Annotated in this window: 21 protein-coding genes, 1 tRNA gene and 1 pseudogene; 13 read left to right on the top strand and 10 right to left on the bottom strand. The window is 55.1% G+C overall.

What is annotated here, in order from left to right:
• The first annotated feature begins 475 nt into the window (after window positions 1-475).
• Window positions 476-1081, top strand: a complete 606-nt coding sequence (locus GA0061077_RS03800; RefSeq protein WP_091847522.1) for an HAD family hydrolase — start codon at window positions 476-478, stop codon at window positions 1079-1081.
• Window positions 1082-1326: 245 nt separating this feature from the next.
• Here the strand turns inward: GA0061077_RS03800 and GA0061077_RS03795 are convergent, their stop codons facing one another.
• Together GA0061077_RS03795 and GA0061077_RS03790 are read right to left on the bottom strand one after the other, a co-directional pair.
• Window positions 1327-2121 carry a LuxR C-terminal-related transcriptional regulator gene (locus tag GA0061077_RS03795; RefSeq protein WP_091847659.1) on the bottom strand — a complete coding sequence of 265 codons (795 nt, stop codon included), beginning with the start codon at window positions 2119-2121 and terminating at the stop codon, window positions 1327-1329.
• A gap of 173 nt (window positions 2122-2294) precedes the next feature.
• Window positions 2295-3680 carry an ATP-binding protein gene (locus tag GA0061077_RS03790; protein WP_091847658.1) on the bottom strand — a complete coding sequence of 462 codons (1386 nt, stop codon included), beginning with the start codon at window positions 3678-3680 and terminating at the stop codon, window positions 2295-2297.
• Between the two features lie 290 nt (window positions 3681-3970).
• Here GA0061077_RS03790 and GA0061077_RS03785 point away from each other — a divergent pair, with 290 nt between their 5' ends.
• A complete protein-coding gene (locus tag GA0061077_RS03785) occupies window positions 3971-5671 on the top strand; it encodes a PspC domain-containing protein (RefSeq protein WP_159426908.1) in 1701 nt (566 codons plus the stop codon).
• A 2-nt stretch (window positions 5672-5673) separates the two neighbouring features.
• Window positions 5674-6171 carry a hypothetical protein gene (locus GA0061077_RS03780; protein WP_143249596.1) on the top strand — a complete coding sequence of 166 codons (498 nt, stop codon included), beginning with the start codon at window positions 5674-5676 and terminating at the stop codon, window positions 6169-6171.
• 187 nt (window positions 6172-6358) lie between these two features.
• On the opposite strand, the gene GA0061077_RS03775 is transcribed toward GA0061077_RS03780, so the two are convergent.
• The 5 genes and pseudogenes from GA0061077_RS03775 to GA0061077_RS03755 all read right to left on the bottom strand — a co-directional run bounded on the left by GA0061077_RS03775 (window position 6359) and on the right by GA0061077_RS03755 (window position 13022).
• A complete protein-coding gene (locus tag GA0061077_RS03775; RefSeq protein ID WP_091847519.1) occupies window positions 6359-8191 on the bottom strand; it encodes an alpha/beta hydrolase family protein in 1833 nt (610 codons plus the stop codon).
• Window positions 8192-8220: 29 nt separating this feature from the next.
• Window positions 8221-8898 carry a DUF4125 family protein gene (locus GA0061077_RS03770; protein ID WP_091847518.1) on the bottom strand — a complete coding sequence of 226 codons (678 nt, stop codon included), beginning with the start codon at window positions 8896-8898 and terminating at the stop codon, window positions 8221-8223.
• 117 nt (window positions 8899-9015) lie between these two features.
• A complete protein-coding gene (locus tag GA0061077_RS03765) occupies window positions 9016-11349 on the bottom strand; it encodes a DUF4037 domain-containing protein (protein WP_183193116.1) in 2334 nt (777 codons plus the stop codon).
• A gap of 209 nt (window positions 11350-11558) precedes the next feature.
• Window positions 11559-12746 (bottom strand): annotated as a pseudogene (locus tag GA0061077_RS03760) (MFS transporter).
• Between the two features lie 199 nt (window positions 12747-12945).
• A tRNA-Pro gene (locus tag GA0061077_RS03755) sits at window positions 12946-13022 on the bottom strand.
• 164 nt (window positions 13023-13186) lie between these two features.
• Between GA0061077_RS03755 and lysS the strand changes: the two genes are divergently transcribed.
• From lysS to GA0061077_RS03740, 3 genes are all read left to right on the top strand, one after another.
• A complete protein-coding gene (lysS, locus tag GA0061077_RS03750; protein WP_091847517.1) occupies window positions 13187-14851 on the top strand; it encodes a lysine--tRNA ligase in 1665 nt (554 codons plus the stop codon).
• A 178-nt stretch (window positions 14852-15029) separates the two neighbouring features.
• Window positions 15030-16100: a 1,4-dihydroxy-2-naphthoate octaprenyltransferase gene (menA, locus tag GA0061077_RS03745; RefSeq protein WP_091847516.1), complete on the top strand. Its 1071-nt coding sequence runs from the start codon at window positions 15030-15032 to the stop codon at window positions 16098-16100.
• Window positions 16101-16158: 58 nt separating this feature from the next.
• Window positions 16159-16902, top strand: a complete 744-nt coding sequence (locus tag GA0061077_RS03740; RefSeq protein WP_091847515.1) for a phosphoglyceromutase — start codon at window positions 16159-16161, stop codon at window positions 16900-16902.
• Between the two features lie 137 nt (window positions 16903-17039).
• Here GA0061077_RS03740 and phoU read toward each other — a convergent pair whose 3' ends face one another.
• Both phoU and GA0061077_RS03730 read right to left on the bottom strand, forming a co-directional pair.
• Entirely contained in the window at window positions 17040-17711 is a 672-nt protein-coding gene (gene phoU, locus GA0061077_RS03735) for a phosphate signaling complex protein PhoU (RefSeq protein WP_091847514.1), read from the bottom strand.
• An 82-nt stretch (window positions 17712-17793) separates the two neighbouring features.
• The gene (locus tag GA0061077_RS03730) at window positions 17794-18051 is read right to left on the bottom strand and encodes a hypothetical protein (RefSeq protein WP_091847513.1); all 258 of its coding nucleotides are present in this window, start codon (window positions 18049-18051) and stop codon (window positions 17794-17796) included.
• 182 nt (window positions 18052-18233) lie between these two features.
• Here GA0061077_RS03730 and manA point away from each other — a divergent pair, with 182 nt between their 5' ends.
• The 4 genes from manA to GA0061077_RS03710 all read left to right on the top strand — a co-directional run bounded on the left by manA (window position 18234) and on the right by GA0061077_RS03710 (window position 22975).
• Window positions 18234-19682, top strand: a complete 1449-nt coding sequence (gene manA / locus GA0061077_RS03725; RefSeq protein WP_221182621.1) for a mannose-6-phosphate isomerase, class I — start codon at window positions 18234-18236, stop codon at window positions 19680-19682.
• 291 nt (window positions 19683-19973) lie between these two features.
• Window positions 19974-20909 (top strand): CHAP domain-containing protein, encoded by a 936-nt coding sequence (locus tag GA0061077_RS03720; protein ID WP_091847511.1) that lies wholly within the window; start codon window positions 19974-19976, stop codon window positions 20907-20909.
• Between the two features lie 172 nt (window positions 20910-21081).
• Complete coding sequence (locus GA0061077_RS03715) at window positions 21082-21828, top strand: C40 family peptidase (RefSeq protein ID WP_091847510.1); 747 nt, start codon at window positions 21082-21084, stop codon at window positions 21826-21828.
• A gap of 139 nt (window positions 21829-21967) precedes the next feature.
• Window positions 21968-22975 carry a universal stress protein gene (locus GA0061077_RS03710; protein WP_091847509.1) on the top strand — a complete coding sequence of 336 codons (1008 nt, stop codon included), beginning with the start codon at window positions 21968-21970 and terminating at the stop codon, window positions 22973-22975.
• Window positions 22976-23060: 85 nt separating this feature from the next.
• Here GA0061077_RS03710 and GA0061077_RS03705 read toward each other — a convergent pair whose 3' ends face one another.
• Window positions 23061-23477, bottom strand: a complete 417-nt coding sequence (locus tag GA0061077_RS03705) for an OsmC family protein (RefSeq protein ID WP_091847508.1) — start codon at window positions 23475-23477, stop codon at window positions 23061-23063.
• Window positions 23478-23749: 272 nt separating this feature from the next.
• Between GA0061077_RS03705 and GA0061077_RS03700 the strand changes: the two genes are divergently transcribed.
• From GA0061077_RS03700 to GA0061077_RS03690, 3 genes are all read left to right on the top strand, one after another.
• Window positions 23750-24619, top strand: a complete 870-nt coding sequence (locus tag GA0061077_RS03700; protein ID WP_091847507.1) for a thymidylate synthase — start codon at window positions 23750-23752, stop codon at window positions 24617-24619.
• A gap of 88 nt (window positions 24620-24707) precedes the next feature.
• Window positions 24708-25367, top strand: a complete 660-nt coding sequence (locus GA0061077_RS03695) for a dihydrofolate reductase (RefSeq protein WP_091847506.1) — start codon at window positions 24708-24710, stop codon at window positions 25365-25367.
• A gap of 156 nt (window positions 25368-25523) precedes the next feature.
• On the top strand, window positions 25524-26033 hold the full coding sequence (locus GA0061077_RS03690; protein ID WP_091847505.1) for a low molecular weight protein-tyrosine-phosphatase: 510 nt from the start codon (window positions 25524-25526) through the stop codon (window positions 26031-26033).
• Window positions 26034-26065 lie beyond the last annotated feature (32 nt).

Genomic DNA, 26065 nt, shown 5'->3' with positions numbered 1-26065 from the left:
GGCGGGTCGCTCCCTTCGCGGGAGCGTGGATTGGAATCCTGATGAGTTTATCAAGCAATCGTTCACGTTCGTCGCTCCCTTCTTGGGAGCGTGGATTGAAATCGCATCCCAAGAGGGGTCAAGGGCGACACAAGCGGTCGCTCCCTTCGCGGGAGCGTCGATTGAAATGACACCATGAAAGCAAAACGGTACTCTGCTGATGTCGCTCTCTTTCATATGAACGTGGATTTTAATTCAGTAGCATCAATTGAGTGTGATTTTGACGAAAGATTCTTACGTGTAGTGTATGCCTCATGGATTCTATGCCCAATTTCGGGGAAATGTGGCTGAGATTGAATGCACGCTGAAATGATTAATGAATATAGTGTGTCGGCAGATATAGCGTCATGAGGCTTGTCGCGCTTTGGAGCACGGTCTTATAGACTTGCGAGTGGTATCGGATTTGGCTGGCGAAGCATGAGAAGGCGTGAGAGTGATGGATACAGGTGTGACTGATGTGGTGTTCGGGCTCGATGGCTTGCTTGTTCAGTGGGACGGGCGGTTGCCCATTGTCGGGCAGTATCCGCAGAGCATCGCCGACATGATGCTCAATCCGAGCGACGAGTGGGGGATGGGTTTTCATCTCGCGATGCTTGAAAGCGGTTGGGATGAGGAACGGGTGCTTGCCTCGTACGAGAAGCATCACGGGCCTGCCATCGCTTGGGTGCTCAGAATGTACCTTGAGCATGAAGTGGACGGGTTTGTCGGCATGATGCCTGGGATGAGTAAGGTACTGCGAGATCTCAACTCGGCCGGGATTCGTTTGTGGCAATTGGCGAATGCGACTTCGAAACATTGGAAACTGGCACAGAGGCGCTTTTCGGAACTTCGGATGTTCCAAGACGCGGTAATTTCAGCCGATGAGGGGCTTCGGCTGCCTGATCCGGTTTTGGTTCGTCGTGCCATCTCGCGATTTGATGTGGATCCGGATACAACGGTCTTTATCTATAACGATGAGCGAATCGTTAAAACACTTGAAAACCTGGGGCTGCAAGCCATCATGTTCACTGATGCAGATGCATTGCACAGCAAGTTAATCTAAAGTTCATGCCTTGCGGCATTTGAAGTTGCAGAATGCCGCCTACACGAGCTTAGGAATGGAGCCGAACCACACAACTTGTATGAGCTTGGGATGAAGGCGGGCCTCACGGCTCGCATAGACTTGAAGGTAAGGTGAATCTTACATATCCCATGAGCTTGAAAATAAAGCGAGGATCACGGTTCGCGCGAGTTTGGAGATAAAGCCGACCTCACCAATCAAACGAGCTTGAAGGTGGAGTCCGTTCCTCACACAATCCGGCGGTCGGCAGCCCAGCGCGTCAGCTCGGCGCGGTTGCACAACTGCAGCTTTCTGAGCACCGCGCTGACGTGGGTTTCCACCGTTTTGACGGAGATGAACAATTCCGCCGATATCTCCTTGTATGTGTACCCGCGGGCAATCAGACGCATCACTTCCTGCTCGCGATGTGAGAGTTTGTCGAGCTCGTCGTCCTGTTCGGCAGGACCGGCGCCCTGGAAAGTGGAGAGCACGAACCCGGCCAGTTTCGGTGAGAACACCGCATAGCCCTCGTGAACCTGGATGATTGAGGAGCTCAAGTCGTTACCGCTGATGGTCTTGGTGACGTAGCCGAGGGCGCCCGCACGGATCACCGCGCCCACGTCTTTCGGTGAGTCGGAAACGGAGAGCGCAAGAAAAGCGGAATCGGGGGAGAGGGGACGTGATTTAAGCAGGATTTCCGCGCCGCCACCGCCTTCACCTCCGGGAACGTGGACATCAAGCAACACCACATCCGGCTTGGTATCGGCAATCATCGCCACCGAACCTTCCACGTCCGGCGCCTGTCCGACGATGTCGAAATGCGGGCTCAAGGTGGCAATCACCCCAGCTCGGAACATTTCATGGTCGTCAACAACGGCGATGCGAATGGCATGGCGCTCGCCTCTCGGTGTGTTGCTGGTAGCTGTGTCGGTAACTGAACTGGTAGCTGTGCCGATGGCTGGATTGGTGGTTGTGTCGGTAACTGTGCCAGCAGTTGGGCCATTCGTCGAACTGCCTGTCGAGTCTACTGTCGAGCTGCCCATCGAATTACCTGCCGAATTACCTGCCGAACTGCCTGCCAGGCCTCCTGTCGAACTGTTAATCGAGCTACCTGCCGAACCAGCTACCGAACCGCCTACCGCACCACCTGCCGAGCTGCCTACCGAGCCATCCGCTGAACCAGCAGTTGCCTGCGCCTGCGTTCCTGTTTTCTCGCTCATTGATGCTCCCCTCCCGTGTTCGTCTCGCTTGCCATTGTGCCACTATCGGCGACATTGCTGTGTCCGTTGCCGTTCCCCTTGGGAATGGGCATGGTCATATGGACTTCCGTGCCCCAACCCGGCCGCGAAACAATGCCGACATTGCCGCCACGGCGCTCGATACGCCCGATGATGGATTGGCGAATGCCAAGTCGGTCGGGCGGCACCTCGTCTTGGTTGAATCCGTTGCCGTGATCGCGCACGAACACTTCGGCATTTGCCGCACTGACCTCGCAATACACCGAAATCGGCTCTGCGCCATGCTGTGCGGCGTTGAGAATGGCCTGCCCGCAGGCATTCAGCAAGGCATCGGTCTGAGCGCTGGGCTGAGTGTCTCCCACGGTCACCACGTTGATTGGCTCTCCAAATTCATCCTCGATGCGCGCCGCAATCTCCTTAAGTCCGCTGCTCACCGACCGGTCGGATGGTACGCGCTCCTGATAGAGCCATCGACGTAGTTCGCGCTCCTGCTTACGTGCCAGCGTGAACACGGTTTTGGGCTCGTTGCTGTGCAGTTGAATAAGCGCCAGCGTCTGCAGCACACCGTCATGGAGATGTGCGGTCATATCGGCGCGTTCCTCCTCGCGTTCCTTTTCCGCACGTTCACGGCCCAGTTCATGGATGAATCTGTTCGCCAGTGGGACGATGGCCAACGTTGCGGCCGCAAGTAGCGCGATTCCGGCGATTGCTGAGGAAGTCGGCAAGTGGTTTCTGAACGTCTCGGAGTTGGAACAAATGGCATAGCCTCCAGCGATCAGCGCCAAGCCGAAGAGCAGGTAGCGCATCTGCCCATCGGCCGCGTTAAAGCGGATCCATGCCACGCTGATTCCGCACAGCATCATGAAGCTGCCGAAGGTGAGATCGCTGGGCAACGGGCTGGTCTCCAAGGTCACAGCCACAGCAATCAGGCCAATGCCGATCAATGCAATAAGCGAAGGTTTGGACGCATGTTTGAATGCTTGGGCGAGGTTTTCGGGAGCGCTGCCAAATGCGTTGTCCGCCGATTCCCGGTTTCTGCCGTCATTGCTATTTTCTGCTGGTTGAGCCACAGCGGAAACATTCCCGCGTGAAAGTGGCGCACTTTCGTTCTGTTGCCGGATTCTGTGGTATTCTTGCTCTGCGGTCAATGGGTCGCCGGCAGGAACAAACACCCAAAGGAAGATGTAGGCCAGAACGCCGGCGCCCGATAGGAATGCCGAAAGCGCAAAAGCGACTCTAACCCAACTCACCGCCACGCCCAGGTGAAGACTCAGTCCCCGGCACACCCCGCAGAAGATGCGTCCTTTTTTGGGTCTCAGCAGCGGTAGCCGTTGTTTCACAGCGGTCGGAGAATCGTTTCGCATGTAAAACCCCTGTTCGACAGAAATCCAGTTGCCACCAGTTTGTCGTTCTTCTTGACCGTCGGCAGGGCCAGTCGTCGTTCCCGCTGTCTGTTGCGCATTCGGGTATGGCAACGCCGGTGCACCCTGAAATTCGCGCGGTTCGCTGTCATATGGTTGACTCTGATCCAATGGTTCCATACTTCCATTGTCCATGTTACCGGTGGGGCAACGGGCGCATTTACATAAAAATCAGGGTTAAATCAGGGTGTTCCCTGACCATTTGCGCTTTGCGATGGTGTTGTAATGAAGGTATGAACAACAACACTTATGATAATCATTACCAGCGGCCGGCAGATTCCGGTGACTCGGCTCCAGATCAGTATGGCATGGCTGATCGCTTCTTCCTCTGGGTACGGCGTAGCGGACTGATGCGCGGCAATGATCGCTGGATTGCGGGCGTTTGCGATGGTATAGCGGTCCGCTATAACTTCAGTCCCATTCTCGTGCGTGCCGTTATCGCTGCGCTTACAGTGTTTTTCGGCTTTGGTGCGATTTTTTATGCGGCGGGATGGGCGCTGCTGCCTGACTGCCGTGACAACAAAATCGTCGGTGAGGAGCTTGTGTACGGGCATTGGCAGTGGTCGCAACTTGGTCCTATCGTCCTGTGCGTTATAGCAGCCATGGTGTTTTATCCGTTCAGTGCATGCATAGTGTTCTCAATCATTGCTGTGGCTGTTTTGCTGGTGATGGTTAATATCTTGGGGAACAAAGCGTTGATAAACTCCGGTGATGCCGTCGCCGGAGATGGACAGCATCAAAAGCAAACAGCTCAGGCGGATAATCGATATCGCAATGAATCGAGTCCTTACACGGCATTTGCCCGTGAATCGGAGCCTGCCGCGGATGTGCAACCGGCTTCGGTTTCGCCAAGTCAGGGTTCGTCCGCTTTTAACGTTCCTCCGACCTATATGGCGCAGGCTCAACCCTCTGTGCCCGCGCAGCATTTGGCATACCAACGGGTCCCTAAGCGTGTTCGTCGCAAGCCGGCAGGCCTCGTGCTCGTGCTGCTGGCGGTCGGTTTCATCATCGTTTCCGGTGCTTTAATCGCTTGGTACTGCTTGAGCAATACCCTCTATATGGGTGATATCTTCCGGTACTCAACCTATTGGATTGGTGCGGTTCTGCTGTTTCTGGGTGTAACGATCGCCGTCCTTGGCCTGATCGGGCGTCGTTCGGGAGGTCTGAATCCTTTGATGTGGGTCACTGCCGTGGTTGCGGTGCTCCTTGTGATGAGCGATTTCATGTATTCTGAGGTAATAACCCAAGCAAATGAGGCAAGCAGCGCCTACAAATATGTCAATGTCAGTGGGTTTAAGGCGCTCGACGGCAGTGATGATCGGCAGTTCAAGGAGTTGAATCGGGGGGTTGCGTTCCACGGGAACCGTCTTGACGTAGATGGCGTCAACATTGACTTGAGCGAATATGCCAAGACGCACAACACGCATGATGTCGAGTTGAAAGACGGTAGCGTCTCGCAATCAGGCTGTCCGACCGGAATAATTAACCTGACGGATGCCAAAGCGACGGTTTTTGTCACCTTACCGGCGGGTTGCTCGTACAATCTCAGCCATGGCGCCACTCAAAAAGAGGATGTGCATGGCGTTGAATTTGACGATCCCGACGAATATGTCGCTGGCGAAGGCGGATCTCACGATATTTTCCTGGGTGCCAAAGAGCTCGGAAGTGGCTATGTCTCCATCGGCCGTAATACACAGGTCGGCATCGGCGGAAGGAGTTTCGAGCCCATTGTGCTCAATCCTGCCGTTGGTCATAACAAGGACTACGAATGGTTCACCGATTCGCGGAAGATGCCCAAAAACGGGCCTGAGCTTACCGTCTGTGCCCCATACATCATCGAAGGGCGCGTGATCGTTCAATACCCGGACGAAAGTACGGTTCCCGACTATACGCAATTCATTCATGGCAAAACAACAACAACTTGGAGGCGATGAGCATGAATAACCCATCAACTGAAGACAACACAATGGAGACTTCGCCCATTGAATCCGATACGAACGGTGTGGCTGAAACCCGGGCAATGCCGACTCAAGGGGGCATGACTTCGCCCATTGAATCCGATACGAACGGTGCGGCTGAAACCCAGAAGATGCCGACTCAGGGGAACATGCCTTCACCATCGGGAATCTACGTGCAGGTCCCTCGCGATGTTCCGGCGCAACCGGCAGGTCCTCAACCTCCGTCAGGTCCCAGCAAGGCAACCATTGTTCTGAGTCTGTTGCCGCTGTTTTTTGGGGTGGTGGTTCTGATGATTGCCGGAATGTTCCCGCTGAATACGGCGCCAATCGCGCAAGCCGTTGATGTTCCCAAGCTGTTGATTCTGTCGATGGCAGTGCTGGGTATGCTGCTTGTTGTGCTCGCGGCATTGCTGGGGCTGTCCTCGCTCAAACATCATTCGAAAGAAACACCGCACTCGGGGCGAGGGGAGGAATAACGTCACAGGGCGCATTCATGCGGTAGGCGGTCGGGCCGCATCTTGTTGGAAGGGATACGGCCCGACCGCCTTCAGGTTTTGTTGAAATATGCTCGCGGTGATGTTCAGGCGAGCTACCGCTGCGGTGAAAACGAAGGGAAGTGGATTTCTTTGTGGAGTGCACCTAATCGTCTTTCTTGATCTGTGATTACCAGCCGTACAGACCAAAGAAAGCAAGTGTAATTGTCGATAGCGCCGCTCCGATAACGCATAGCGCAGAGACGGCGAAACGTGCGGGTGTCCAGAAGCTTTCTGGTGCCGCGCCATCTGTATTTATGATGCCGTTCGGTGTGCTGCCGGTGTGCCTCTTGCTGAGATAACGCCACAGTTTCACGACGAGCCATGTCAGTAAAGCGACGTCTGCCAGCGCGATGATCTGAAGGAGTGCCCAGCCCCAACGCAACAAGGTTCCTTGAGGGGTCAGCGTAAGCGCAGACTTCACGGCAACGAATATATAGATGAAAACAGCCGTGATGCTCAATATTGTGCAGCAGCCATTCAAGGTCAGTGCGGCGAACATGGTGCGCGGGAAAGGACGTTTTTCGTTGCAATCACGCTGTCTGTTGAGTGCCTGATCGGCAATGATCGAAGTATGGGCGTTCTCGTTCGTTGCTGCAGTGATTGGGGAGCGGCCCCTGCCATGCCGTTTCTTGCGTTCCGCGAGGACTCCCAAACCGATGAAGGCCGCTATTACAGGGCAAAGCATGGTTGAAAACAGAAGTATCAGAATGGTGTTCAGGGAGCCAACCATCCCCGGAGTGACGGATTCGGGAGCGGTGAAGCGTTGATTCGGTTTATCTCCGGCGATCTGTGGCGTGAGCCAGTCGTCGGCTTTTGTTCCCGCGACGACTGCGTTCGTCCAGTCCTCCAAGTCGTGGGTGTATCGGGCATCAAGCGGCAGCCCTGGTGCGGGTGTGCGGGCGCCGACTCGCATCTGGTGGTTGGCATGATAATAGCGCACAACCACGTTGGAGTTTCCGCCGCGCGCCGCGCCTTCGATAATGTTCGTCGCTCCTTGCTCGATAGGCATGGAAATGTCATCGGTCCCGTAACTCACCAACAGGGGCATTGTGAGATCATCCAGATACTGTTTTGCCGGAAAATCGGCGTATTCAAATCCCCAGGGAGCAAGGTTCATGCAGATAAACTTGTCAACATCGCGCTTCAGGCCCGCAGGTGAATCAATCGCGGAAAGATAGGTGTTGGCGGCCATGGTCATCTGGCTGCGTCCCGGAACCGTCGGCGGTGACGTCAGCATCATGAAAGCAAACGTGTCATGATGGCGGTGAGCCATCGCTTCGGCAATCCATGTTCCTTCCGATTCAGCATATATGCCGGTTAACGCGGGGTTGACGTTGGGCTGTGAACACAACGTGTTGAACGAGGTCATGTAGTCCTCGCCCATCGCGTAATAGTCGCGGTGGAAGGTGGAGTAGGTATCAAGGCGTTTGTCGGGAACAAGCGTGACGATGCCTGCCGAACTCATGGCTGATGCGATGTCGCCGTAAACCTCGCTAGCCTTGCCTGTGCCGGCACCGTGGATGAACAGCGCGGCCGGTCGTTTGCCGGGGGCTCCGACGGGAGAGCGAAGAATGGCGTTGATGGTGACGTTCGGGGCTAGTTTAATGCGGAGATTCGTGGTTTTGACTTGGTAGGTGCCTTCCTGCGGGGTCTTGAGTCCGGCATCCACGGCCGCGGCATTGGTTTCACCCTGCAGTGCACTATGGTCGGCGGGCGTATTCAGCGATGTCTCGTCGTGCGCTCCCGATTGTTGCCCTTGCGCGTTTTGGGCACCTGCCGGAAGCTGCGCGGACGATATGTCACGTGCCTGAATGGAGGTGTCCGTGGAATCCACTTCGATATGACTGCTGAGCGGCTGCACATCCCACTGCGGCATCATTGCATTGCCCAGCGTCGCCAATACCGCAGTAAGTATGACGAAGATGAGCACGGAAGAAAGATATCGTTTCAGCAATCGCATGCGTGTCACTCTAACGCAGCGCTTATATTTTACGCCCGCTGCTGGAGCGTCTCGGCTTCATCGAGCGACGCAAAACCGCCCACAAGTACCGTGTTGCGTATGGTTTCCTCGGTCAGGTTGCGTCCCTCTGCGGCAAGGCCCGCGATGAAACTGCGGTATAGGTCGAATGTTGTATCCGAATATGTGCCCAGTTCGCCACGAAGATAGGTTTCGAACGACGTGCTTTCGTGGGTGTCCTCGCTGGTACGCAGCACGCGCATGCCGCTGCCGATCTTGGGGTAGCGTGTGCGGAAATCGTCAGCCCACAGCACCTGCTGGGCAATGACATCCTCCTGCTGGTCAAGGCGCTCGTGCGAATGGTCGGGGATATATGGTTCGATGGTCTTGCGGTATTCGTCAGGCCAGGTCGAAGCCATCATTCGGCCATATTTTTCGGTCACAAGATTGCGGCCGGCTCGGTCCGCCTCGTCGAGGTCGCCGGCATAGCTTTCGAGCAGCTCCTGCGGCCATGTCATGAACTGGCTGGCTCGCATCTGGTGGAATGTCGGCCAATTGCCTTGGCATGCTGCGCGCCCGCCTTCGTTGTCGGTCTCTTGGAACTGGTTCCACTCATGCTTGACGACCTTCTCAAGCAGGTCAAGCCGCTGGTCTGCGGAGCCGTTGTCGTCTGTCTTGTCTGTCAGATTGGTTGTTTCGTCGCTCGTCATCGATCTTCCCCTCGAATGGTTTTACTACATCTGTGCCAGTCGTTGCGCTTGTGGATTGTCACCCCGCTGCCTCTGTCATCGTGCGGCGATGTGCAATCGTTGTTCCGTTGGCTGTATTTACAGGCTGTGCAAAACAGGGTCGTCGCTGCCAATGTGTGCTTCAACGTACGGCCGCTGCCACTCCAGGAATTGCTCACCGCTGTCCGTGAGGCCTTGCTGTTGCAGCACCGTGACGATTTCGGCGCATATATGTTCAACCGTGCCTTGTATCTGTTCCACGGCGGGTGCCGCGCCCTTGCCGCCCTCACCAAACCCGGCACCGCCAAAGCATGCCGCGGACGAGAGCCGCAAGACGGTTTCCAGCTGTTCGCACACATCCGGCAAAACGGTTGACATGCGCTTTGAAAGCCTGCGCAGCGCCGCAAACTGCCACTTGTAATAGGGCATGTATCCGGCACGAATAGGTTCGTTGATCAGAAATATAAGCGAGCAGACATTGGTGACGAATTCATGGATGGACAGCCAAGCTCCGGCCCCGTCGCCGCGCTTCAGCATTCGCGGCAGGTTGTATTGGCCGGCCTGCGCAATCATCCCCAGTCTTCGGGAGATCAACGAAAGCCGCACATCCTCCGGCATCATCTTGAAACCCTGGCGCGTCTTTGATACGGCTCCCAGTGGGTCGGCGAAAATCTCCCCGTTGGTTGCCGCCGCAAGCGTGGGTTCGTCAAGCAACAACCATTCGTGCGGCTTGTCGTCGGCGGGAGCGGCTGGATAGCCAGTGATGGAGGCGAAGAAATTACTGATACGGAAAACGCCGGTCCGTCGCGAACCACCCTGCGCCCGCGCAGTGGCCTCGCGCGGCCCGAAGCCCATAAACTCCTGTGGCAGCACCTCGTAGTCGGCTTGCAACTGCTCGCCGATTGCCACATAGTCCTCATCCGTGAGCCACAGGCAGAAACCGAGGCCGAAATCGTGGTCCTGCGAATACTGGTCGTCAAATCCGTAGCATTCCGAGCCATGACCAACGAGTCCGGCGGCGATACGACCCTGATATTTCGGATACTTCTCGGCAATCATCGGCTTGCCATAGGTCTGCCAATACTCGCGTGCAAGTTTGAGCCCAGAAATGCGCGGTTTGGAATCGGCGGCGGAGGGGTCTGATGTGCTCATGTGAAGTGCAGGATTCGGCTCGGTACCGGGAGAAGTGAATGCGGTTGCCGAGGTGCCGATTTTGGTATCGGTTGCGGGGGAGATTGGCCTACCATCTGAACATTCCGGGAGCGGAGCCGTTTTGCTCATTGTCGCTGCGATCGCTGTGTCGTTCTGTTTGTGCTTCGTGGGCGCGGCTTCGGTTAGGTTTGCACCCGCTTCCTGCACGCTCTCCTCAACCTGCGCAAGGTTCGCCGCAGTAATGCGGTAGTAATCGCTGTCAACGCCGTAGCATCCCTTGATCACCTTCAACGCCTTGCGATAGGCGTGAACGGATTGGTTGAACATTCCAGCAGCAAAACAGGTTTGTGCGTATCCCGCCAGCGCCGACGCGAAATGCGCGCTGTGCTCGAGATGACCGTTGCGGTAAATTTCGAGAGCCTTGCTTGAGTGATGCATGGCCTGATCGAGCAGGGAATCAACATCGGTGGATGGGTGCTCGCAGTTTGCTTTCCCAGAGGTTGCGTTTGCGTGGTCTGTAGACGTCTGCAAATCTTGAATTGAGGCAGTGGATTCGTTGTTCGAAGATTTTGCAACTAACGCTGATTCGGTAGCGCACTGTAGTAGCACCAAAGCAAGGTTGGTGTGCGTCGAGGCCACATCGATGTCGGTTTCCGGATCGGTACTCGACGCTTGAAGGATGGAAAGCGCCTGTTCTAGCTCGTCCCGCGCCGCCTCCGGGTTTCCGTTCTCGCTGTACAGCATGGAAATGTTGTTGTGCAACGCCGCTATCCTCCGGTCGGTAGGGTCAAGCGTCTTGCGTGCCGATTCCAGCGCTTGCCGATACAGCTCCTCGGATTGGTCATATCGTTTCGCCGCGCGCATCGCGGTCGCCGCGTTGATAAGCGTCGTCGTCCAGGCTTCGCTGCCTTCAATCCCCATTTTCAGCCCGAGTTCCAGCGCTCGCTGCACAATCCACTGGTTGTCTTCATGCCGCCCGCGTGAACGATAGAACCCCATCGTCTCGTTGAGCACGGTCAGCAACCCGGCGTCATCACCCGCGTTCTCCGTATCGGCCATGGCCTGCTTCAAATAAGGTTCGGCTTTCTCCGTGGCTTCGTGCGTATCAAAAATAGCATCAAGCCCTTTAAGGAACTCATCGCTGCTAAATGTTGTCTTGGATCTCAGATCAGCGGTGCTAGGATTATCGGCATTTTCCTGGTGCTCGGGAACCAGCGAATGTGCTTGACTAAAAGCCCGCAAAAGGTCTTCCGGCGTTTTGCCTTGCGCATTGTCCTCCATGACCGCTCCTTCATCGTGCTATATCAATTCCAGTCTATTTGCTGTCGAGATATTTGCCAGGACTTGGGATTCTGGCGTTGCTGATCATATCGAATCCGCGATATTTCAATATCTTTTGTAACTGCTGTGAGGTAGTGGGGCAAATGTGTCGTCTGAGTTGATCTAATAGTGGCGATGAGGGTTGATCTACCGTGTTGATTGTGTCGGCCTTACACATTCAACGGTTGCAGGCGTTGCAAGGCGTCCGTATTCGTTTCGTAACGCAGGGAATAAACCAGAAGCAGGATGGTGGCCGCAAACGCAAACGGTAAACCGCCGAGGGCAATGAAGCGGTAATTCATGTGTGACAAGGTGAGGGTACCGCCGCCCACCATCGAACCGACTGCGTTGCCAAGGTTGAACGCGACCTGTACCGCCGCACCGCCAATGAGCTCACCGCCGCCCTGCCCGGCTTCGGTCATTAGCAGTTGCTGGGGGGTGGAGATGAAAAAGAGTGCGAAGGAGATAATAAATGTGAAGATGGCTGTAGTGCTTTTGCCTCCTGGGGCAAAGAAAACCATCGCAAGTCCGATGACGCTCAGACACTGACCCAATCCTGCCGTGCCGGTGCTGCGCCAGTGGTCGGTAAGCTGTCCACCCGCCAAGCTTCCGACCACCATGGCGAATCCGGCGAGCATCATCAGTAGTGGAACAGATCCCGAGGGGTAACCGCTCACATGTTGCAGCCAGGGGGACACGTAGCTCCACCAGCTGAAGATTCCGGTATTGCCGGTGAATACTGCAATGAGAAGGATCCAGGGCCCGGGTTTGGTCAGGAATTTGAATTGACCGAGAATGCCGGCATCTTTCACGGGTTCGACGTAGGGTACCCAAACAGCTACGAGCAGTATGGTCAAGCCGGCAACCCCAGCCAAAATAAGGAATGCTAAGCGTCATGAAAGGTGTTCCGCGATGAGGGTGCCAGCTGGCACACCCAGCATGTTGGCCACTGTCTGCCCGGTTATGGTCAGTGAAACGGCCTTGGCTTCCTTACCAGGGTCGGCGAGTTTCTTTGCGACTAGAGCCGAGGTGCCGAAGAATGCGCCATGGGGCAGTCCGGAGATGAACCTTCCGATGACAAGCAGGGTGGCGTTCGGGGCAAATGAACTAAACATATCGCCTGCACAGGCAATGGCCATGAAGATGAGGATTAGTTGTTTGGGCCCGGTCTTCCGGCCGACAATCAGCATCAGGGCACCGACGCACACGCCGATGGCATAGGCTGAAATGAAATTGCCTGCCGTGGGGATGCTGACATCCATATCATGCGCGGCTTGGGTGAGGACGCCCATCATTACGAATTCTGCCGCTCCGTATGCAAATGCTCCGCAGGCAAGTGCAAGTAAGCTTTTCTTCATCTCAGTTCCTTACCGGTAACAACAGCGGTCCATCGCAATACCGAAACTTCTGAAACAAGATGCGCGAAACAATGTTATTCGGAAGAAATGCCGACTTCCTGGTGTGCTCTCACGTGCATCGACAATATAGTGATAACACGTAGTGATGTTCGAGTGTTGGCTATATGACAAAACCCCTTGCAAAGCAAGGGGTTTCAGTTGGTCGGGCTGGCGAGATTTGAACTCGCGGCCTCTTCGTCCCGAACGAAGCGCGCTACCAAGCTGCGCTACAGCCCGATGAACAACAGGAATCATGATACAACGAACCTGAGGACGAGTCCACCATGCGTGTCGGGTGACGATTGGTTGGTTCGGATGTCGTGTTGCCAACCGAGTGCTCTTGCTGTTGACGCAAGTTTTGGTCGATTGCCGTGTATCGGCTGCTCGGTACACTCGAGGGTATGAGCGAAACGAATGAAACCGGTGAGAACCGGAACGATGAAGAGGCTGGAACCCCAGTTATGTCCACCGTCGAGCGTGCGGAGCTGAGGCTTAAGCAGGACGAGGTCATTGCGGAGAACATCAATCAGGGCAAATCTTTCGATGATGCCATCGATCCGACCAACAAGCAGTTCGGTCCGGAAGGTCAGCCGGAGCAGGTGCAGATGCGTGTGGCCAAGCGGGCCCAGATGCTCAAAGACGGCGTCGCCCCGTACCCGGTTGTCGTCGAGGTCAGCGACACCATTTCGGGGGTTCGTGCAAAGTACGAAGGCAAGCTGGGAGCCGGTGACGAGACAGAGGATGTGGTTTCCATTGCCGGTCGGGTGCTCTTCCTTCGCAACGGCGGCGGTCTGTGCTTCGTGCAGTTGGCTGCGGGCGACGGTACGAGGATTCAGGGCATGATTTCCAAGAAGGAGGTCGGTGCGGACTCGCTTAAGGCGTTCAAGCAGTTCGTCGATCTCGGCGATCACCTGTATCTCAAAGGTCGCGTCATCGCTTCCAAGACCGGTGAGCTCTCCATCTTCGTCAGTGAGTGGAAGATTGCAGCCAAGGCGCTGCAGCCGCTTCCGGCACTGCACAAGGACCTCACGGAAGACGTGCGCACCCGCAAGCCGTACGTCGGCATGATTGCGGACGAGAAGATGCGCGACATGGTTCGCAGTCGTTCCAAGGTCGTCGCCTCACTGCGCAACACGTTTGCCAAGGACGACTTCCTTGAGGTGGAAACCCCGATGCTGCAGACGGTTCACGGGGGAGCGGCGGCCCGTCCGTTCGTTACTCACATGAACGCTTTCGACATGGACCTCTATCTGCGCATCGCGCCAGAACTCTTCCTCAAGCGCTGTCTGGTTGGCGGCATCGAGCGCGTCTTCGAAATCAATCGTGATTTCCGTAACGAGGGCGTCGATGGTACGCATGCCCCGGAGTTCACCATGCTTGAGGCGTACCAGGCCTACGGCAACTACGACACCATCGCGGTGTTGACCAAGAAGCTCATCCAGCAGTCGGCCATCGATGCCTTCGGGTCGACCAAGGTGACGCTCCTTGACGGTTCCGAGTACGACTTCGGCGGCGAATGGAAAGAAATTGCCATGTATGAGTCGCTTTCCGAGTCCTTGGGCGAGGAGATCACCCCGGAGACCTCTGTGACCCATTTGGGCGCCATCGCCGACAAACTCGGTGTAGAACGCGACGACGTCGAGAACCACGGCAAGCTCATCGAGCATCTTTGGGAGCACTTCTACGAGGACGGCCTTGGTGCCGAAATACCTACGTTCGTGCGCGATTTCCCGGTGGAAACCAGCCCGCTGGTCAAGGGGCACCGCAGCAAGCAGGGCGTTGTGGAGAAGTGGGATCTGTATGTCCGCGGATTTGAGCTGGCCACCGGCTACTCTGAGCTCAACGATCCCGTGGTGCAGCGCCAGCGTCTGGTCGACCAGGCCAGGGACGCTCTTGCGGGTGATGTGGAGGCAATGGACATCGACGAAGACTTCCTTGAAGCCCTCGGCGTGGGCATGCCACCTGCAGGAGGCATGGGCATGGGCATCGATCGCTTGCTCATCGCACTGACCGGTGCCACTATTCGCGAGACCATCACGTTCCCGCTGGTCAAGCCGCTGGACTGAAACCAGTGGGACAATTGCTGGCGTCCGTTCATTTGATAAGTTGCCGGCCTTCTGCGGGTCGACAACCGTTTTGTATGACAAGATCGGGGTGCAACTATTATAGTGCTCGAAGTCGCATCGTTGCCTGTGCGCGGGCTGTTACCGAACCAATTAGAGGAAGTGAGTTGCATTGAAGAATATGAATTTGTGGATTAACGGACTCCGGCCGAAGACATTGCCGGCATCCATTGCGCCGGTTCTGATCGGCGTGACCTCGAGTTACTTGCTTCTGCAAGCCAAAGCCAAGGTAGGATGTCATACGCAGCCTTCAGAAATGCAGGGCTGCACTGCGGTTGTGAGGACGTCAGCGTCAGGCGCATTTTCCGGGAGTGTTTCAGCCGGCATGTTCGTTTTGGTTTCCGTGCTTTGCATCATTATTGCTTTGTTCCTGCAAATTGCCGTTAATTTTGTCAACGATTATTCCGACGGGATTCGTGGCATCGATGCCGGGCGAGGTGCCAGTGAATTCCAGACGGCCAAGCCCCAGCGCTTGACTGCCTCCGGTTTGGTTGCGCCAAAACAGGTGCTTGCCGCCGCCGGCATCAATGCCCTTATCGCTTGCATCGCCGGACTTGCGGCAATAGCGCTGACCGGTCGTTGGTGGATGATTGTCGTCGGCGTGCTTTGCCTGCTCGCCGGATGGTTCTATACGGGCGGCAAGCATCCGTATGGTTATGCAGGCTACGGTGAAATCGCCGTTTTCATATTCTTCGGCATTGTTGCGGTGCTTGGCACGCAATACTTGCTTACCGGCGACATCAACGTCCCCGGCATCGTCGGAGCTATTCTCTGCGGTCTTTACTCCTGCGCCATTCTGATGGTCAACAACCTGCGCGATCTCGGAGAAGATAAGGGCAGTGGCAAAATGACGCTCGCAGTCATTCTTGGCCCGGGCGCCGCACGTACGTTGCTGCTTGTGGTTTACATGCTTTCTGTGGTTATTACCGTCGTCGTTGCCTTGATTCCCTCGATATTCATCCTGATTTCGTTTGTTCCTTCGCTTGCCCCATACTTCAATACTTTGAGCGTTCTTGGTATAATCCTGACTTGCACGTCGTTGCTGCTGATGCTGGTGATTGTTAAGGTCGCCATGGATTTTGCGCACGCCGTCAACAAAGAGAATTTCGTCAAGGCTTTGCCGATGTGCAGCATGACGTTGCTGCTGTTTGCGCTTGTTTTCATCATTTCTCAACTGGCTGTGACTCTCTGAGAGTGAATGTTCGCAATCTTGCGGCGTACCCGTCGCAATCATCGCTTAGGATTGAATTATGGCATATAAACTAGTATTGCTCCGGCACGGCCAGAGCGCATGGAATAAAACAAACCAGTTCACCGGCTGGGTCGATGTTCCGCTCACTGAGCAGGGTGTCGAGGAGGCCAAGCGCGGCGGTCAGCTGCTCAAGGAGAAGAATGTCCTTCCTGACATCGTCTTCACCTCTTTGTTGCGTCGTGCAATCAATACCGCCAATTACGCACTGGATGAGGCCGATCGCCTCTGGATTCCGGTTGAGCGTAGCTGGAGGCTCAACGAGCGTCATTATGGTGCTCTGCAGGGCAAGAACAAGTCGCAGATTCGCGACAAGTACGGCGATGAAAAGTTCATGATTTGGCGCCGTTCATACGGCACCCCGCCGCCGGAAATCGATCCGAACGATGAGTTCTCCCAGAACAACGACCCGCGCTATGCCGGCGATCCGGTGCCTGAGACTGAGGCGCTGTCCAACGTCGTTGCCCGCGTGACCCCATACTGGGAATCCGAAATCGTTCCGCAGCTCAAGAGCGGCAAGACCGTCATGATCGCCGCACACGGCAACTCGCTGCGCGCCATCGTCAAGATGCTCGACGGGCTTTCCGAGGAAGAGATCTCCAAGGTCAACATCCCGACAGCGATCCCGCTGGTTTACGAGCTCGATGAGAACATGAAGCCCATCAAGCCCCGTGGCGAGTATCTTGATCCCGAAGCTGCTGCCGCCGGTGCCGCAGCCGTTGCTGCTCAAGGCCAGGTCAAGTAAGCACTTTTGACTCAACCTTCAATAAAGGAGGCGGGCCGCAATATTGTTGCGGCCCGCCTCCTTTATTGGTTTGGTGCTAAAAAGCGGGTTGTTCACTGTCTTCTTGTAAAACAGTGAACAACCCGCTTTCTCAGCTTTTAGTCCATGTCCTTGGGCTCTTTGCTTGGGTCGAAGCCCGAGACGATGTAGACCACCTGACGTGCTGTGGAAACGGCGTGATCGCCCAACCTTTCCATAAAACGTGCGGTCAGGACCACGTCGATGAGCTGCTGCTTCGTGCCCTTCCAAGAATCGTTAAGCACCAGGGCAAACGTCTGCTGGTGCAATTCGTCGAGCTTGTTGTCGTCGGCGATGATCTGCTGTGCTAGGGTGGCGTCGCGGTCGGCGAGCATTCCGGGCAGCCTGTCTGCGGTGATATCAAGCAACTGACGCATGCTTTCGAAGATCTCGCGCGTTTTCGCGTCGTCGGACAAAGCGGAATTGGGACTGCAGCGATAAGCCGTTTGGGCGATATGCTGGGCTAAATCACCCATTCGCTCGATTGTGGAAGCCAGACGCAGACTCGCGACGACCGCGCGCAGATCGGTGGCAACCGGGCTTTGCTGCGCCAGCAGTTTCACACATTGGTCAAGAATCTGGCGTTCGAGGGCATCAATGGTCTCGTCACCGTCGATTACCGATTTCGCAGCCTCCATGTCCTGATCCAGCAGAGCCTTGCCGGCACCGTGCATCGCTGTGCAGACACCTTCCGCCATATGTTCCAAGGCATCCGCGACGGCCTTGAGTTCCTCGTTGTAGATGACGCGCATATAAGCCTCTTTCGTGGTTATCGGATATGCCATTGGTTAAGAAGATAATGAGTATTGAATTTGACAGTAGTCGAATTGCCGGTCAGCTCGCGCCGAGCCGGCGATAGTCCCAGCGATCAAAATGCTCCCAAGTAAGCATTAGCAGCCCTATGGCTACTCCGGAACTGCAGAGGATGATGGCGTTAATCACATGGAATCCGCACTTGAGAAGCACGGCAGAAACCAGCAGTGCAACAACCCACAGAGCGGTAATGAAAAGGAACGTTTTGCGCAAATCGACCTGAACCGCCTTCGGTGCAGGCTTACAGACGTCAGGATTGACAATCGGGGCGAACTTCATGCCTTTGATTTTAGTGGTTGGGGTTAACCTTGAGTTGGCTATGCGCTGATTCGCGTTTCGTGCTCTACAGGAACTATGAGATTATAGAAAGCCGTAACAAGATAAAGGAGCCCTGTCAAGTGTATTCGATTCACCCAGTCATCAAGAGATACGCCTGGGGCTCGTATATCCGCTTGCAGGAGATGTTTTCCTTGGATCTGGCCGAGCGGTCGGCTTCAACCGAAATGCCTGTGGGGGAAGCGCGGGACGGCGGTCCGATTGCCGAGATGTGGTTCAGTGGGCATGCGCAATATCCTTCGATTGTGGATGTGACTGGTGCTCCGGAATCTGGTCTGCGACCTTCCGGTGGCAGCCTTTCTGGTGTTCAGAGTCCAACGTTGCAGGCATGGCAACAGGCCGGTGGTACCCCGGTGGCATTGACGGACCTTATTCGCAGTGATCCGGAAGCCATGCTGGGCTTGCGGTGCTCAAATGAATTCGGTCCCGTATTGCCGTACCTGCTCAAGGTGATTTCCGCAAGAATTCCCCTTTCATTGCAGGTTCATCCCGTCGATTTTCGGGCCCGCGCCGGTTTCAATGAGGAAAACGCCGAGAGAAAGCCGATGGATGCCCCTGATCGCTCGTTCAAGGATGTGGTAGCCAAGAACGAGATGATTGTTGCGTTGCAGCCTTTCAGCGCATGCGTAGGATTTGCGTCTCCGACGTTTATGCTTTCGAATCTCGTCTTGGTCGACCATCCTGTAGCTCGCCGGATGGTTATGGCCCTCAAACCACCCTCGCATCACGGCGTGTTCGGCGCTTCGTATCCGGACTCTTCGGCGAATGTCGACCAGGAATTTGCCGACGCCAACTCAATGATGCCCATGGCATCGATGTCTTGGCAGCCGTCCCGCAAACGAGTGTTTCGTGCTTTCCATGCGGCGGTGACGGCCGGTACGGTTTTTGGCCTGCACGATGCCTTGCAGCAGGCGGCTTCTCAAGTTTCTCACGAGCGGTCCCAGCTTGCTTTTCGGCACGCGCTTGCCGCCGCTGAGGCATTTGAGGGTGATCCGAGCGTGCTGGCATTGCTGATGATGAATCCGATTGAGCTTGAGGAAGGTGAGTCGGTTTTCATTCCCGCGGGTACGCCGCACGCGTATATCCATGGCACCGGAGTAGAAGTGATGACCAACTCCGACAACGTTTTGCGTGCTGGCATGACGGTCAAGCACAAGGACGTTCCCAATCTCTTGCAGAACCTCGATTGCAACCCGGCGCCACCCATTGATCCCAGTGTCAGCTGGATTGACGAGCTGGGTGCGCTGTTCGGCAATCGAGTCGTGTATCGGCCGCATATCAACGAATTCGTACTCAGCTATGGACGGGTCGGCGGCGGGCATCACCCTTGGCCCATGATGGAACGGATCGTTCGACATTACGGGCGGCTGATGGCGTTGCGCTCGCGCTTCCCAGGAGAATGTGGACCGCGAATCGTCCTGTGCCTTGATGGCAGAGTGCGTGTGAGCGACGAGACCAACGAAATGATTCTGCGTAGGGGAGAGGCCGTTTTCGTTCCGGACTGCGATGGCCGCATACAGATCGACTCTGATGGCGACCCTGGTTCGTTCATCGTGGCTTCCACGCAAATATAAGTGTGTGGTGTCTCCGGCTAGATATACCGGTTGGCACAGCACTATTAAAGCATATAGCTAGTTATTCATTTGTAAAGAAAATGTGACACGCCGAACGAGCAATTCCGTTTCATGGTTTTCGTTGTCATTTATCGGATTATTGCCAAAAGTTTGAAGGCTGAGCATTCTGGTTGATTGATTCGTACAGTGGTGGCGTGTAGACTGCTGACCTCGTGGTATCAGAGCCACTGCTTTTCCATACAGTTGGCAACACCTCCGCCGTCATGAAAGCTATCCGCAAGGAGTTGATTTATGAGTCACGGTGCACATAGGGCACAAAAGAGCACGCAGCGGCATTCCGTTGCATCGCTTTTTTTGCCTACCAAGGCGACGCACTCAGCCAAGGCTGTGCGACAGGCCCAAGCCGTCGCTACCAACGGGGCTATGGTTGGTTTGGCTCCGGAAGTCGCCGATAAGATTAATGAGCTTGCGCCTCAAACGCGTCGTTCCATTCGACTTGCCCGAGAAAATGAAGGTCGTCGTCGCGCCGCAGTTGTCTCTGCTTCTTTGGCTACTCTTGTGGGAGCTACCGCCACGGCTATGATGGCAGGCAATCCCAATCGTCCCAGCTTCGCGGCAACCGAAGGGACGACCACCATATCCACATTGCGTCCTGTAGGTGCAGCATCCCGTTCGGAAACCCGTGCTCCTCTGGGGTCGGGTTCTGAAGCCAGCCTCTCCGCCGACGGCACGTGGAGCTTGGGTGGCGACAGTGCTTCTCTTGATGTTTCTTCGATGTCGAAGTCCATTGCCAGCAACCCGCAGGTTGCCGCTCTCTTGGATCAGGACTATTCGAACTTGCCGAAGGGGTTCGATCCGAACCATTCCACCGGTGACAGCGGAAATGCATATGAATTCAGCCAGTGCACATGGTGGGTCTATGTACGCCGTCATCAGCTTGGGCTTCCCACCGGTTCGCGTATGGGCAACGGAGCGCAGTGGGCAGTCACGGCCCGTTCCTTGGGCTATTGGGTAGACAATACCGCCCGTCATCAGGGCGACATCATGGTCTTCGCAGCAGGACAAGATGGTTCCAGCCCTACATGTGGTCATGTTGCGATCATCGAGCAAATCAATCCAGATGGTTCTGTGGTCACTTCCGAATGTGGTGCCGCTCTTCAAGGCAAGACATTCTCAAGGACATTCACCGCGTCTCAAGTGGCCGAGCATCAGGTTATTCATTACTGACTTTCGGGTTTTGTTTAATCAGGGTATAGCGGGTGAGATATAGTCTGTGAGATTCCCGATCTCTTGGCCATTTATACCGGTCTCATCAGGGTTCTGGGTGCCTCGGTTCATTTGATATCGTTATTCGCTGAAAACATCGACGTTGTTGCCGTGGTCTGATAAACTGGAAACTATGATTAAACCTTCGAGGGTATGTGCGTCTGTGTCGGCGTTTATTCTGGCGTCGTCGGCATTTCTTGCGTTCTCTCCTGTGGCTTCGGCTAGCAGTGAGGACAAGAATCCGGTTACCTCTTCGCGGTCTTTCCACAAGGTAAATACCGTCCGCAAGGATCTGTTCAAGGAATCCACCTCCACTGATGTCGATGAACAGTCGAATTGGGGAGGTATCGAGTCTCTTGACGTGCCGCAGACTCAATCACAGTCCGAGAAGGACCAAGCTGCGGCGAAACAGCGTGCTGCGGACGCTGCCGCGGCATCGGCTGCCGCTGCTTCGCGCTCACGCTCACGCGAGTCGTTGACGGCTCCTTCTGTACCATCGCAGAATGTTGCTGTCATCCCTCCCAATGGACAGTCGGTTTCGGGTTTGCTGACGTTCGCCAATCAATTTGTTGGCGTGGTTCCATATCGTCTTGGTGGCAATACGCCTGCCGGTTGGGACTGTTCCGGATTTGTTCAGTATGTATACGGCAATATGGGTATTTCCGTGCCGCATGGTTCAGGCGCACAGATGTCCGTCGGCACTCCCGTCGCTGATATTTCTCAGGCAATGCCCGGCGATATTATCGCGAACGCACAGCATTCCGCGATTTACGTGGGCAACGGCATGGTGATCAATGCGCTTAACCCCGCGTCGGGAACGGTGTACACGCCGATTCGTTACGCCTTCACCGGTTCATATTCCATTCGTAGGCTTCTCTAGACTTTCCGGTTTTCAAGCGCGTCCTGCTAAGCAGGACGCGTTTTTTTATCCAGCGAATGAATTTACGTGTCGACGATAGGACTGCTATTCTTGTGGTAGAGCCGTTGTCAACGGTTTCACGGATGTCAAGGAGGTAGTGATGGTAAACGACAAGGCTATTTTGGTAGGCGTTGACGGATCACAAGCCAGCTACAAGGCCACATGGTGGGCGGCAAACTACGCCAAGCATGCGGGACTGATGTTGCAGATCGTTTGTGCATATTCTCTGCCCAGCTATGCGGCTGTTTCATTTGATTCCACATACACGTCGATGGGCGACGACAGTACCGCTCATCTCGACGCACAGGAGATTCTTTCCAAGGCCAAGGCCATTGCAGACGAACAGGGCGTGGAGGCGCAAACTCTTATCGTCACCGGAGATCCTTCCTCGGTTTTCGTCGAGCTGTCTCGCAACTACAATCTCATCGTGATCGGCAATCGTGGCAAAGGCGGACTGGCAGAGCGTTTGCTTGGCACCACCAGCTCGTCGCTTCCTGCCTATGCATACTGCCCGATCATCGTGGTTCCGTATACCGACGACGACGGCAAGACGTTGCATCTGAACAACACGATTCAGCGTGTGGCGGTGGGTATTGACGCGAGCCAATGGGGGATTAAGGCTCTCGAAATCTCCGCTGAGCTTTCTGATGTGAATGGCGCTGAACTCGATGTGATCGACGCCGTCCCTGGGCTGCAAGGTGTCAGCGATGAAGATGGTGTCTACGATTCCTATATGGAAGATCTCGAGACCATGCTTGCCCCGGTTCGTCAGGCTCATCCTGATCTGAAGATTACCAAGACCATCGTTCCCGAGTCAGCTGTGAGCGCGCTGACCAAGGCCAGCTATGACCATGACGTCGTGGTCGTGGGTTCACGCGGCAGGGGCGGTTTCACCGGTTTGCTGGTGGGTTCCACAAGCCAAGGCCTTATTCAGCACTCCGCAGGTCCGGTCTATGTCGTTCCTCGCAAATATGTCGAGGCTGAAAAGTCCCGTTCTGACGGCATGGTCGACGGCATTTCGGGTGTTAAGAAGATTTCCGTGGAGATTGCCGACAGTGCCGCTGCAGAGGAGATTGAGTCCTCGATCGATCCGCGGCATGCAAACTGATTATCTATGTAAACGTAACGAAAAGGGTGGTGCCGCTTCCATATATGGGAATCGGCGCCACCCTTTTGTCGTTCACGGGAAACGCCTATTTGGTAAGCACCTTGATGTCCATGCTTACCGGTGTTGCCTGTTCATAGGTGTGCATCACCGTGCATGATTTCTCGATGTGCTTTTCCACGCGTTCTTTGAGCTTGTCCGCATCCTTTCCGCGGATACCGGCGTCGCGCGCATCGACAACGACTTGCTCGCGGAATGCGGTATAGGCGTTTGCTTTATGGTCGGCATCGCCTTCGACGGTGATGGTGGCGCCTTTGCCTTCTCCGAGACTGTTCTCGACCGTCATCTGGCTGGAAAGTGCAGCGCAAGCCGCCAGAGCCACTTTCATCAAATCGCCGGGATTGAACTGACCTTTGCCATGACCGAACTTGAGATGTGCTCCCTCGTCGCTGAATGCGTCCCAGGAACCATCTTTGTTGCGTTCCACCCACAGTTTCTTTGCCATTGCTACCTCCTCGCGTTGATGCCTTGTTCTTAAGGCACTACCTTTATTAATGTACTCCAAGTTAGGTTTGTGCATGCATAATTCTTGGATTTCTAATCGGCTGTACGATTGACAACTTTTGTGTTTGATTGTCACTAAACGTGACTTAGGTTGCTGAGTGGTTAAATTCGTGCGGCCTGTTTTGTCGATGCTCAAAGACGAGGCGGGCTAGTCAAGCTGATGGCATTGTCATGCTGGCGTATGGGGGCACCCGGTTGCTAAAATTGTGAATCATGTTAAGTCAAGCAGATCTGCAAGAAATTCGTCGTTCGATTCCGGTGCGTCCAGATACGGATATCTCTATGCCATACGAGGACTTGGTGCGTGACATCCTCAGCGAAGGCACGCTTAAAACCGACCGTACAGGCACCGGCACTGTTTCGCTCTTCGGCAGGCAGATGCGATTCGATCTTTCCAAGGGGTTCCCGCTTCTGACTACCAAGACGGTGTATTTCAAAGGCATCGCATACGAACTGCTTTGGTTCCTCAAGGGCTCGAGCAATGTGCGCTGGCTCCAAGAGAACAACGTGCACATCTGGGACGAATGGGCGGACGAGAACGGTGATTTGGGACCGGTCTATGGCGTGCAGTGGCGTAGCTGGCCCGCTCCGACGAAGGACAATCCGAACAATACCATCGATCAGATTGACAACGTCATTGATTTGATTAAGAATCATCCTGATTCCCGACGCATGATTGTTACGGCGTGGAATCCGGCTGAGGTCGAGCAGATGGCGTTACCTCCGTGCCATGCGCTGTTCCAGTTCTACGTGGCAGACGGCAAACTTTCCTGCCAGCTTTATCAGCGCTCCTGTGATATGTTCCTGGGGGTGCCTTTCAACATTGCATCGTATTCGTTGTTGACGTTGATGATGGCTCAGCAGACCGGACTTGAGCCGGGTGAATTTGTATGGACCGGTGGAGATTGCCATGTCTATGACAACCACATCGAACAGGTGCTGACCCAGCTTTCGCGTGAGCCATACCCGTATCCGCATATCAAGATTAACAAGGCCGACTCAATCTTTGATTACAAGTACGAGGATTTCACCATCGTTGATTACCGGCATCACCCGGCCATCAAGGCGCCGGTTGCGGTCTGAACGGTTTACGTGCCCCTTGCGTGCAACCTTCTCACAGCGTCTGAGGCGTTCATTAAACTGGGAAGTACCCGAATAAGGAGTATATGAAATGGAGCATGACAGTAGCCGTAGCGGCTATCACGAGCCCGAGCCCGGAATTGCCGGGCAACAGGAGGCAGAGGATTGGGGAGACGATGTCGTCAAGACGTTCTCGGTCAATCTCATCTGGGCATGTGCGCAGGACATGCAGGGCCGTCCGGGGGGGATGGGGCTCAACGGCGGGATCACTTGGCATCTCGCTGAGGATATGGGGCATTTCAAGGAGTTGACTGTTTCGCATCCGGTCATTATGGGACGCAAGACATGGGATTCCTTGGATCCCAAGCACCGCCCTCTGCCCAATCGTGACAATATTGTCGTGTCTCATGACCCGAACTGGCATGCTGCAGGTGCGGCTGTGGCCAATGATATCGATGCCGCGCTCGATTATGCTCGGCAGGAGGCCATTCCTGATGATGGTCTCGATCGCAGCGAGATATGGGTTATCGGGGGAGCGCAGCTGTTCAAGTCCATGATGCCGTTCGCCAACAAGGCGTATGTCACCTATATTCGTGGGCAGTTCGATGCGGATACGTACGCTCCTGATATGGACGAATTGGTAAGTAGGGGGGCTTGGAGTCTTGAGGATGAAAGTCCTTGGACTGCGCCGGTGAAAGCGGAAGGAGACGTCGAGGCTTACCGTTTCGTTACGTACCGGAAGAATTCATAATCATCGTTTTGTGTATTGATGTAGGCCTGGCAGCGATTTGCCGGGCCTACATCGTTATTGGCCGCGATTCACGGGGCGTATGCAACGAACTACGCGGCAGTGGTTATGATGATGTCATTGCATTATCGAAATTCACTCATAGAAAGGTGTTCAACTATGTCTCAGCATCTATACACCGTTATGACCGTTTGCACTGGCAATATCTGCCGGTCTCCGATGGCAGAAATCATCTTGCGTAAGAACTTCGAGGATCGCGGCCTCGGCGACAAGGTTCGTGTTATATCGAGTGGTGTCAGCGACGAGGAACGCAGTCATCCCATCGATCCTAGGGCCGTGCGTGTGCTGCGTCAGCGAGGCTATGCCATTCCCGACCATCATTTCGCCCATCGCATTACTGCAGAAGAAATTGACGAGAGTGACTTGTTTCTCCCTATGACCGCTTCGCACATGCATAGTTTGCTGCGCATGCTTCCTGACGATAAAAAGCCGGAAGTTCATTTGTATCGTAGTTTCGACCCAGATCTGCCGACGCCCGCACCTGGCCGCGAAAGTGACATCGATCTTGTGGACCCGTGGTATGGTGGACCTGCTGATTTCGATATCGCCATCAATCAGATTGATGGCGTCGCACCTTATATCGTTGATTGGGTCGCTCAAGAGCTCTGAGAGGCCGGACATGACGCTGTGTTTCGCAGGTT

Origin of the sequence: Bifidobacterium commune, from assembly GCF_900094885.1 — a bacterium.
In the GTDB taxonomy this organism is placed as follows: Bacteria; Actinomycetota; Actinomycetes; order Actinomycetales; family Bifidobacteriaceae; genus Bifidobacterium; species Bifidobacterium commune.
This window is presented reverse-complemented; position numbering and strand designations above follow the sequence as displayed.